7 protein-coding genes are annotated in these 11,788 nt (G+C 47.8%); 3 read left to right on the forward strand and 4 right to left on the reverse strand.

Annotated features, from left to right (window positions below):
* The first annotated feature begins 111 nt into the window (after positions 1 to 111).
* On the forward strand, positions 112 to 3,720 hold the full coding sequence (locus NG795_RS13695) for a PAS domain S-box protein (protein WP_367289214.1): 3,609 nt from the start codon (positions 112 to 114) through the stop codon (positions 3,718 to 3,720).
* 6 nt (positions 3,721 to 3,726) lie between these two features.
* On the opposite strand, the gene NG795_RS13700 is transcribed toward NG795_RS13695, so the two are convergent.
* From NG795_RS13700 to NG795_RS13710, 3 genes are all read right to left on the reverse strand, one after another.
* Positions 3,727 to 4,026 carry a c-type cytochrome gene (locus NG795_RS13700; protein WP_367289215.1) on the reverse strand — a complete coding sequence of 100 codons (300 nt, stop codon included), beginning with the start codon at positions 4,024 to 4,026 and terminating at the stop codon, positions 3,727 to 3,729.
* A 239-nt stretch (positions 4,027 to 4,265) separates the two neighbouring features.
* A complete protein-coding gene (locus NG795_RS13705) occupies positions 4,266 to 5,390 on the reverse strand; it encodes a fatty acid desaturase family protein (protein WP_367289216.1) in 1,125 nt (374 codons plus the stop codon).
* Between the two features lie 224 nt (positions 5,391 to 5,614).
* Positions 5,615 to 6,637, reverse strand: coding sequence for an aldo/keto reductase (locus NG795_RS13710; RefSeq protein ID WP_367289217.1), 1,023 nt, complete (start codon positions 6,635 to 6,637; stop codon positions 5,615 to 5,617).
* 67 nt (positions 6,638 to 6,704) lie between these two features.
* Between NG795_RS13710 and NG795_RS13715 the strand changes: the two genes are divergently transcribed.
* Positions 6,705 to 7,091: a nuclear transport factor 2 family protein gene (locus NG795_RS13715; RefSeq protein WP_367289218.1), complete on the forward strand. Its 387-nt coding sequence runs from the start codon at positions 6,705 to 6,707 to the stop codon at positions 7,089 to 7,091.
* A gap of 84 nt (positions 7,092 to 7,175) precedes the next feature.
* Here the strand turns inward: NG795_RS13715 and groL are convergent, their stop codons facing one another.
* The gene (gene groL, locus NG795_RS13720; RefSeq protein WP_367289219.1) at positions 7,176 to 8,864 is read right to left on the reverse strand and encodes a chaperonin GroEL; all 1,689 of its coding nucleotides are present in this window, start codon (positions 8,862 to 8,864) and stop codon (positions 7,176 to 7,178) included.
* Positions 8,865 to 9,818: 954 nt separating this feature from the next.
* On the opposite strand from groL, the gene NG795_RS13725 reads away from it, so the two are divergent.
* A partial coding sequence (locus tag NG795_RS13725; RefSeq protein ID WP_367289220.1) for a DUF4347 domain-containing protein occupies positions 9,819 to 11,788 on the forward strand: 1,970 nt, incomplete at its 3' end.

Here is an 11,788-nt window from a genome sequence, read left to right on the forward strand (position 1 = left end):
CAAATCAGGGTGAAGACAATTCGGCAAGGTGACCCATCAGGTCAGGGGAGGCGATCGCTCAAATAGGGGTCAACAGCCTCTAGAGATTTAGTAACAGGATTGGCAAAATATATGAATGCACCCGGGGATTCCCATCGCTTTTACGAGGCACTGAACACTGCCAAAACAGAGACAGAGGCGCTTCACCTCGTCTCCACTATTTTCTTTAAACTCTCTGCCGATCTCTTTTGTATTATCGGAACCGATGGCTATTTTAAGCGGGTGAATCCGGCATGGACTCATATCCTCGGATGGACCCAGGAAGAATTGCTGGGACGCCCTTGGATTGAGTTTCTCCACCCCGACGATCAAGAACGCGCCATCACCATCCCCCATACCGTTCACCAATCTGAGCTATCCATTACCAATCGCTGTCGCCACAAAAATGGGAGCTATCGCTGGTTTGCCTGGAAAACGTGCCACTATCCAGACAGCATCAGTTATGCCGTGGGGCGAGACATCACGGAACAGCAGGAGTTAGAAGCGGCCCTGCATCAAAGTGAACGCCATTACCGGAATTTAGTCGAAACCTCTCGGGATTTAATCTGGTCCCTGGATCAGGAGGGCCGCTGGACCTTTGTCAACCAAGCGGCCCAAGAGATTTACGGATATGCACCCCACCAGATGCTGGGGCGATTCTTTTTCGAGTTTATGGACCCGGAACAAGGGGTTAAAGATCGGCAGATGTTCGATCGCCTGCAAGCTGGGGAGTCGGTTTTTCCCTACGAAACCCAACATCGCCGCCAAGATGGAACCCCGGTATGTTTGAGTTTCAATGCGGTCCTGATGCGGGACGAGTTGGGCAATATCATCGGGACCACCGGGACTGCCACGGATATTACCCATCGCAAGCAGGCAGAATCAGCCCTCCAAGAATCCCAACAAAAATTAGCGATTCACCTCCAGCAAACTCCCCTGGCGGCAGTCGAGTGGAACTTAAAATTTGAAGTCAGCAACTGGAACCCCGCAGCGGAAAGACTGTTTGGCTATACCCGGGAGGAAATCCTGGGGCATCATGCCTTAGACTTGATTCCCGAGACTGCTCAATGGGAAGTGAACGAAGAAGTCTTACAAGCACTCTTACATCAAAAAGGCGGGATTTATAGTACCAACGAGAATCAAACTAAAGATGGGCGGGTGATTATTTGTGAGTGGCACAATACCCCCTTAGTAGATGCTGAGGGTCAGATGATAGGAGTCGCATCTCTGGTGCAGGATGTGACGGAAAAATTTGTAGCCATCCGGGCTTTAGAACAGAGTGAAGCGCGGTTTCAAAAGTTAGCCGATAGTATTCCGGGATTAATTTATCAGTCGATTATCCATCAAGATGGAGCGGTTTCTTTTCCCTTTTTATCCTCCGGTTGTTTGGATGTGATGGAGGTAGACCCGGACTATATGAAGCAGCATCCTCATATTTTGGGAGAGATGATTCATCCCGAGGACCGATCGAGTTATGAGCGATCCCTGACCACGAAGATTCAACGGATGGAACCTTGGCGATGGGAAGGCCGATTTATCATGCGATCGGGTACGCTCAAGTGGTTGCAATGTGTGGCCCGACCGGAACGACAGGAGAATGGAGATATTCTCTGGGAAGGGGTGATGATTGACATTACCGATCGCAAGTTAGCCGAAAAAGCCGTGACTCAAAGCGAAGCCAAATGGCGATCGCTGATTCAAAATAGCTCGGATATGATTACCATCCTTGAACCCGATGGCACAATCCGCTACCATAGTCCCTCGGTTGAGCGCATCCTGGGTTACTATCCCGAAGAACTGATTGGTCATAATGCCACCGGATTTGTCCATGCCGATGATGTGGAAAAAGTGAGGGAGACCTATCAGATGCTCAGTAACCATCCCGACTTGATTATGAAAATTGAGTATCGGGTGCAGCGGGCGACGGGAGAGATTTTATATTTTGAATCAATAGGCCGCAATTTGCTGGCGGAACCGGCGGTGAACGGGTTGGTGATTAACTCTCGCGACATTACCAACCATAAAATAGCAGAAGAGGCGCTCAATCATGCCAATACGGAACTGGAACGGCGAGTCAAACAGCGCACTTCTGAACTGAATACCAGTTTGGAACAGTTGCGGATAGAAATTATCGAACGCGCCAATGTTGAAGGGGCTTTACGGGAGAGTGAGCAACGGTTTCGGGCAGTGTTTGAAGGGGCTGCTATTGGGATTGTGGTGCGAACTTTGGATTGGGAGATTTTAGATAGCAATCCGGCATTTCAGTCGATGTTAGGGTATTCCCACGAGGAATTACAGGGTAAAATTTGTCTGGAACTGAGTGATCCGTTAGACCAAAATACGGAACGGTTATTCGCTTCCGAGATGGTTAGGGGACAGCGGAAGGGGTATCAAATTGAGAAACGATATCGCTGTAAAAATGGGAGTCAAATTTGGGGTCGGTTGAGTGTTTCTCTGGTGTCTGGGAAAGGAGAAACGGCGCAGTTTGCGATCGCAATGGTGGAAGATATCACCGCCCGCAAACAAGCGGAATCTGAATTAATTCTCACGCGCAAGGCGGTGGAAAGTTCTGGGGATGCGATCGCCATAAGTAATCGGTTTGGCTGTCATATTTATCAAAATACGGCATTTTCTCGGCTTTATGAATATGAGACCCCGGAACAGTTAAATGCCGCAGGAGGACCCCTAGCGGTTTTTGCGGACCCGATCCTCGGGACCGAGGTATTTGAAACGATTATGGGGGGGAACTCCTGGAGTGGAGAAGTCATCCACCGCACTTCGGGCGATCGGACCATTCCGGTCCTGTTGAGTGCCGATGCCATTAAGGACCCCAGCGGGACCATTGTCGGACTGATCTCGATTAGTACAGACATTTCCCAGCGAGTTCGCGCCGAACAAGACCTGAAAAAGGCACTCCATGCCGCAGAGGCAGCGAGTCGTTCTAAAAGTACCTTTTTGGCTAATATGAGTCATGAACTTCGCACCCCCCTCAATGCCATTATCGGCTATAGCGAAATCCTCACTGAGGAAATGGAGGATGCCGGAGAGCAAGAGGCGATCGCTGACTTGACCAAAATTAGAACCGCTGGAAAACACCTATTAGCTTTAATTAACGATATCTTAGATATCTCAAAAATTGAAGCCGGACGGATGACCCTGTATCTGGAACCGTTCGACATCACCCTGCTGATTTCTGAGGTAATCAGTACCGTTAAACCCTTAATCGAAAAAAATGGCAATCACTTAGAAATCAACTGCGATCCAGCGGGGGGAGTGATGACGGGAGACTTAACCAAAGTGCGGCAGATTTTGTTCAATCTGCTCAGTAATGCCGCGAAATTTACCGAAAACGGGACGATCGCCTTAACCGTTACTCCCAGTGAATCTGGGGAATGGGTTCATGATCCTGTAACCCCTGACACTCCTGGGGAAAAGACTCCAGGAATTGAGTTTCGCCTCAGCGATACCGGCATCGGCATTTCCCCCGAACAACTGGAAAACATTTTTGAAGCCTTTAGTCAAGCCGATGCCTCCACGACTCGTAAGTATGGGGGAACGGGTTTAGGACTAGCCATTTCCAAACGATTCTGCAAGATGATGGGGGGTGAAATCAGGGTGGAAAGTGAGGCGGAAAAAGGGTCTACTTTTACCCTGTGGTTGCCGATGGAGATGACTCCCACTGCCGAGAACATTCCCGAGTGAAACCCGTTATTGCCAGCCGATTTCTGCCTGTTCCAAAACGTAGGCGGCTACCGCTTCAATTTCTGGAATACTTAAGCGGTCATTGTAGGCAGGCATCGGGTTTTTCCCCTGGGTAATCAACTGGGCGATCGCCTCTTGGGTATCCCGATGATTTTTAGCTAAAGCTTTAAGTTTCAGGGTCTTTCCTCGGCGAATAATATTACCTCCATTGGCATGACACCCGGCACAGTGAACCGTAAAAAGTTTAGCCCCCTCCCCCGAATTGGCTGCCATTGCCGGTTGTATTCCCATCAGACTGATTGCCATGATCATGAATAGCATTACAGCCCTAATTAATCGCTGTTTCATCCTCGCTTTTCCTCTTACTTCTGGGTTAAATTCCTTTCTGAATTCCCTCGCTAGATTAAGAATCGGGTCAATTCATAAATTCCCCCTAATTCAGGAGAGAGAGAAGAAGTAAGGTGGGCATTGCCCACCTCATTAAGGTTACTCCCTTCACTTCATCCCAATCAGGGGAGGGTCTGGTTGAGTCAGAAGGGGTAAATTTATTTAGCCAAATTACTGGCTAACTCACGAGTAGGTGCTGCCAGAGGTTTTGGCGGAATGCTCATCGCTTTCAACCAATTAAAATTAGAAATCATGGCCCCGGTTAAGGTTTCATGAATTTGATATTTCACTCCAAATTCTTCACAAACTTCCATCAAAATTTTAGAAAGTTCAGGATAATGAATGTGGCAAATATGGGGATATAAATGATGGACTACTTGAAAATTCAGTCCTCCCATATACCAAGTACAAAAGGGATTGTTGGGCGCAAAATCGACGGTCGTGCGAACCTGAAAAATTGCCCATTCATCATCCACATGGTTATGTTCAGGATCCGGCGTAATAAATTCAGCGTTATCCATCACATGAGCCATCATAAATACCTCACAGATGATCGCTCCGTAGGTAAAATAAGTTAGAAGAAATCCGCCGATGACTGTTAAGGGACTGTATCCCACAGCCAGAGGAATTCCGATAAACAGACCCAACCAAACCAACTTACCCCCCAGCAAGGTTGCCAAAGTCATCGGGGAAGGAGTCGGCAGCACATGGTCATGATATTTGCGCTTGAACAAAATAATTTGAACATCGCAGAACGACCAATACACTGGAATGAGGGGATAAATAAACCAGATAAACAAATGTTGGAATTTATGATACCATTTGTGCGGCATATCCGGGGACATTCGGACTAATCCATCCCCATGAATTTCCACATCGTGGCCCAGAATGTTGGTATAGGTGTGGTGGAGATAGTTGTGGCGGAACCTCCATAAATAACTCGATAATCCGATCGCATCGTAGGTTAATCCTAGACTTTGATTCAGCCATTTATGATTAGAATAACCGCCGTGATTGGCATCGTGACCCACACAAAATGCAAAACCGGCTATTCCTGCGGCTAAAACCATACAGCCCAGAATTTTAAAGCCCATTCCAGCGGGACCAAAGAGTGTAAAACTGTAAGCCCCAACCATCCATAAAACGAGAGTTAGGGTTTTCAGATACATCTGTGGACAATCGCGTTTGGGGATGTTTTCCGCCTCAAAATAGGCTTCAACTCGACGGTTGAGTTCTTTCCAGAACCCCTTATTTTTGGCAAACGTTACCTTAGATCCTGTCATGTTTAAGAGAAATTATCAGATTCGCCTTTGTATTCTAACCTATTTGCGCGGTCCGAGAGGCACGATTTTGAACCCAGGGTGGGGAGGGTAATCCGCCATTTTAGAGGGGGACAAGACCCCGGATTCGGCTATAGTTTAGGGGTTGAGGATTTCCCAATCTGGAGTGCGATCGCCCGTTTCCCACGGAATTGCTTTCTGTGCAACCCCAAACCTTGACCCCGAGGTTACCGGCGGCGATATTCATCCCCACAGTCCCCAATTAATTCCAACAAATTCCGGGCGCGATCGCAAACCCCATCAATTTTTTGAATATCCGCCCCAGTCAACTGAAAATCAAACACCTTAGCGTTAGCCTGAATATGTTCAGCCACTCCCAATCTTGTTCCCACAATCGCACCGGCTACCGCAGGATTTTCGAGAACATATCGCACGGCTACATTGGCGATCGACACCTGATATTGATTAGCAATTTTCTGAAGCGTTTCTAACAACTCCTGAAACAAACTCCAACTTCCCCAAGCCGCTTGCATATTTTTATACTTATTCAAAGAAGCCGTATTCAGAACCCTTGGACTCGGTTCTGGCTGTCCTAAATACCCTTCAGAAAGTAACCCACCCCCTAAAGTTCCATAGGCCAATAACTTAATCCCATGCTCCAAACAAAACGGCACCATTTGCTGTTCCGGACGGCGGTCTAAAATTGAAAATTGCACCTGATTCGAGACAATTTTAATCCCATTCTCGACAATAATCGCCAAATGTTCCGTATCAAAATTCGTCAGGGCTAAATGCTTAATTTTTCCCTCCGCCTGAAGTTCCGCCATATACTTCAAGGCATCCAGATAATTTTTATCTTGATAATCCCACCAGTGGAACTGCATCAAATCCAACGCATCCACCCCCATGCGCTGGCGGGAAATATCGATATTCTTCTCCACCAATTGCCGAGTCATTTTACCCGGACGAGGTACCCACTTCGTAAACGCTTGAAGATTTTCCAGGGCCGCTTCCCCGCGTTTTTCAGCCAACTGACGACGAAATTCTCCAATAAAATCCTCCGCCGGACCATAATGATCCGCTAGGTCCCAAGTTGTGAATCCTGCATCCACATAGTCAAACATCGAGGCGATCGCCCGTTGGGGATGAATCGGACCATGAGCACCAGACACCTGCCACATCCCATTTAAAACGCGGCAAATCGTCAAATCCTCAGTCAATTGCAGTCGGCTTGATTCAGGTAGCGGCATTAAAATAAACTCATCAAAGCATTGCTTCCCCTACAATAAATCAAAATCACCCTTCATTCACCAACCCATGTCTGCCGAACCCGCCATCCTCGAAGCCAACCTCGCCTTTTATCGCGCCTTTCAGACCAAAGACATGGAAGCCATGAGCGAAATCTGGTCCAAAGGTATCAACACCCTCTGCATCCATCCCGGACGCAAAATTCTCAAAGGATGGGAAGAAATCCGCCCCTCCTGGCAACAAATCTTTAAAGCCACCACCACCCTAGACATCGAACTTCAAATTACCGCCAGCGATTCAATCGGCAACCTCGCCTATATTGCCCTCATCGAAAAAGTCACCCAAACCAGCAGCGGACGGAAAAACCAATCCCTCTCCAACGCCACCAACCTCTATGAAAACATGGGGGGAAAATGGTATCTCATCCACCATCACGGCAGCCCCATCTTGCGATAAAAAAAAAGAGTTAGACGAGTGCAACACCCCTCCAACTCTTCCTTCTGTGAAAATCTGTGAAATCTGTGGTTTAAAACACAGGGATTACATCATCCCCATGCCGCCCATGCCGCCCATGCCGCCCATGCCGCCCATGCCGCCCATGCCGCCCATGCCGCCCATGCCGCCCATGTCAGGCATCGCACCAGCAGGTTCAGGTTTCTCAACCACCAGGGCTTCTGTCGTCAGGACCATGCTGGCGATCGAAGCTGCATTCTGCAAGGCCGATCGCACCACTTTAGCCGGGTCGATAATCCCCGCAGCAATCATATCCACATATTCACCCGTTAGCGCGTTGTAGCCCACATTAAAGGCACTTTCCCGCACTTTTTCCACAACCACGCTGCCTTCAACACCGGCGTTATCAGCAATTTGACGCACAGGTGCTTCTAAAGCTTTAGCGACAATATCGGCCCCGAGGATTTCTTCATCATTGAGACTCGCTTTAAGGGACTCAATTTTGCTCACCAGATGAATCAGGGTCGTACCGCCACCGGGAACGATACCTTCATCCACGGCTGCTTTAGTGGCATTCAGGGAGTCTTCAATCCGCAGTTTGCGTTCTTTGAGTTCCGTTTCCGTCGGCGCGCCCACTTTAATCACGGCGACACCCCCGGCGAGTTTGGCGATCCGTTCTTGGAGTTTTTCTTTGTCGTAGTCGGAATCGCTTCTGTCTAATTCTTTGCGAATTTGACCGATGCGGGTTTGAATCGCTGTTTTGTTTTTGTCATCCGCATCCGCCACAATGGTGGTGCTTTCCTTGGTGATGGTCACCTTGCGGGCAGTTCCCAGCATATCCAGGGTGGCGGTATCCAGACTCAGACCAATTTCTTCAGAAATCATCTGACCATTGGTGAGGACGGCGATATCTTGCAGCATCGCTTTCCGGCGTTCACCAAATCCAGGGGATTTAATCGCAGCGACGTTTAAGACACCCCGCGCTTTATTCACCACCAGGGTTGCCAAAGCTTCGCCATCGACATCTTCAGCGATGATTAAGAGGGGTTTGCTGGCGCGGGCCACTTTTTCCAAGACGGGGACGAGGTCCTGAATGGAACTGATTTTTTTGTCGGTAATCAGGATAGCCGGGTTTTCAAACTCGACGATCATCCGTTCGTTGTCGGTGACGAAGTAGGGGGAGATATAGCCGCGATCGAGCTGCATCCCTTCGACGACTTCGAGTTCCGTGGTGAGGGACTTAGATTCTTCGACGGTGATCACGCCATCTTTGGTGACTTTATCCATCGCCAAGGCGATCATCTGACCGATTTCTTCGTCATTGCCAGCGGATACGGTAGCGACTTGGGCGATCGCATCCCCTTCCACGGGTTTAGCCAAAGCTTGAATTTCGTCTAGCAAGTAGGCGACGGTTTTTTCAATCCCACGGCGGACTGACACTGGGTTTGCACCGGCAGTCACGACTTTTAAGCCTTCGCGAATCATCGCTTGGGCTAGGACCGTGGCGGTGGTGGTCCCATCACCGGCAATGTCTTTGGTTTTGGCGGCGACTTCGCGCACCAGTTTGGCCCCAGTGTTTTCCAGGGGGTCTTCTAATTCGATTTCTTTAGCAATGGTGATCCCATCATTTACGATATCTGGTGCGCCATATTTCTTTTCTAGGACCACGTTGCGTCCTTTCGGTCCCATCGTGATTCGGACTGCATCGGCGAGGGCGTTGACCCCACGTTCTAGCGCCCGACGGGATTCTTCGTTAAAGGAAATAATTTTTGCCATAGTAGTCGGTTTCTCAATCTGCTCCAAGTAGAAAATTTAGCACTCTATGGTGCCGAGTGCTAATTCGTATAAACCGTACAAGCAGAGGTGAGGGATGATCGGTGACGGGGGAGACTCCGGTTCAGGGTGGGTGCTGTTGAGTCCGGGAAGAGAGACCCCTCTGGTGATTCGGGAACTGGGTTTTCAAGCCAATTTTAGGGAGGGCAGATCGGGAAAATCCGCCGATAGGGATAGGGGAATAGGGAGGGTAAGGGGGAATACTGGTCTATTTTTGCTTCGGTTTTTTAAGCCCTCCAACCCCCTTCAGGGGAACTTTTAATTCAGGCCCCAAGTCAAGCGAATTGTAGTTATCACGGCAGCGGTCCCTTCAGGCGATCGCCCTTCCATTGAGTGGAAGAGAAGCATACCCAATGAAAACTGGAAGTCAGGTTAGATCTATCATCCTTTCTTGGCTTGCAAGGAGGAGTTGGACTCCTCCTTTGTTCTATCCGGGGTTATTTTTTAAAGAAAGGAAAACTGCCCGGTAGGCACTCTCAAGTTTTGAGGTTTCTGAGGGTCATTCAATTTAGGCGAAATTTTTATAAATTTAAAGATTATATTTTGGGTTACGGGCCTATCTTACCAGAGGACTGAGGAAATTAATTCCGGGGTTTTTATTCGGTTTAGGTGATTTTTTACAGCCTATTTTCAAAGCAGGTTTTGAGAGGGCTGATACTAGGCTGCGGTTTTTGAGCCAAGTGAGATTAAAGACATATTAATCTCAAGTTGAAATACCTCGGAAAACTAGGGGCGTTCCTTAATCTGTTCCCAGAGAATCCTGTTTTATATTAAGAGGCTTGAAGAAATATTAAAGAAAAAAGCATTCAGAAAATCAAGTTGTGATTTTTAAGGGCGATCGCTTTTTTCAATCAGGGCTGGCATCTACTCAAAAAAGTAAGGGTTGGAGTAGTCCAGATGGCGATTGATTTTGATTTGATTAAAAACCAAGACAAGGGCGGAATCCCGGTGTCAAAAACGCTAGTTTTCATCGACTCGCAAGTAGAAAATTATCAAAGTTTACTCCAGGGAGTCGGGGAAAATGCCCAGGCGATCGGGTTAGATGAATTAACCGATGGCGTCCAGCAGATTACGGAGGTTTTACAAACCTTAACCGTTCGGGAAGAAACCGTAGATTCTATCCATATTATTTCTCACGGCAGTCCTGGTTCTCTACAACTGGGAAATGTTATCTTATCCGGGGATAATTTAGCCGAGTATCACTCCGTTTTGCAGTCCTGGTCCAAAGCAGTTGTCCCTCAAGGAAATCTGTTGCTATACGGATGCCAAGTGGCAGCAGGAATCGGTGCAGAATTTGTGAGAAACCTGAGTCACTTGCTGGGGGTTAATATTGCTGCATCGGTGGATATTACGGGCAATTCCGAACGGGGAGGCAACTGGGATTTAGCCTTTAAAACTGGAGAAATAACCGCACCCTTGGCATTGAAACCCGAGGCGATGATGGCATATTCGGGAGTCTTGGCAATTCTAACGGTGACCAATGCCAATGATAGTGGGGCGGGGTCTTTAAGAAATGCGATCGCCTCCGCCCAAGCAGGAGATACCATCCAGTTTGACTCCAGTCTTGCTAATCAAACCCTTACCCTAACTAGCGGTCAATTAGAACTCAATAAAAACCTAACCCTTGATGGTGCAAATGCCCCGGGGATTACGATTAGTGGCAATAATGCCAGTCGAGTTTTCTTCGTTAAAGAAAATACTAATTTTGTTCCGAGTAGCGTTAACCTCAGAAATCTGGTCATCGCCGATGGAAAAGCTACGGGAATTGGAGAATTAGGTGCAGGTGGAGGGATTTACACCGCAAGTCGCAGCACTCTAACGGTTGAAAATATTACCTTTAGGAATAATGTGGCTACGGGAGAAGGGGGTGGGGCAATTTTTGCCGGGTTTAGAAGCAATAATACTATTCTAAATTCTACTTTTGATGGGAATGATGCTACCCCAACTAATAGCGAACGAGGGGGAGGTGCAATTGCCATCAAGAGCGTGAGCAATACGTCAGTCATTGGCAGTACCTTCACCAACAATAAAGGGATTAATGGCGGGGCGATTAATAGCTTATTAAGTTCCTTGACGGTAGAAGATTCTGTCTTTATCAATAACGATTCAACTCCCGGGGGTATTTTCAATCAAAATACGATGGGATATGGGGGGGCGATTTATACGGATGGCGCTTCAGAAACCACTAATGCTGATACATCTGGAGATATTATTATCCGCAGTAGTCGATTTGAAGGCAATCGCGGGGCTGGACAAGGGGGAGGACTCTTTCTCTATGTTTATGATGGCGATCGCGTGGTAATTGAAGAGAGTAAAATCCTCAACAATCAGGTAATTACAAGTTCCAATGGAGATGCGCTAGGTGGCGGTTTACGTCTTGGAAATGGGGCGGTAAGAATTAGCAATACCAGCTTTACTAATAACCTAGCGGAAAGTCAGGGAGGGGGTTTATGGGTTGGAGAACGCACTAATCTTGACCTGGTGAATACTACATTTTCTGACAACCGCGCCCAATTAGCCAATACCCGTCAGGGATTAGGAGGTGGCATCGCTATTAATATTCGTGATGGCTATACTGTTAATGTTTTAAACTCCACCATCGCCAATAACGTGGCTGGATTCCAAGGTGGCGGGTTTTGGGGAGGGGGAACTAATACAACCCTCACCAATACGATTGTTGCTAATAATGTAGGCATCAATGGGTTTAATGTTAAACAACAAACGGGGGTTCAATTTAATGATGGGGGAAATAATATTCAATTTCCCAGCAAAAATCTGAACGACCCTCAAGATGTTAACGTCACCGCCAATGTCCTGATCGCCGACCCCCTATTAGGACCGCTACAGGAAATAAATGGATTTCTGAT

This window comes from Laspinema palackyanum D2c (genome assembly GCF_025370875.1).
GTDB lineage: Bacteria > Cyanobacteriota > Cyanobacteriia > Cyanobacteriales > Laspinemataceae > Laspinema > Laspinema palackyanum.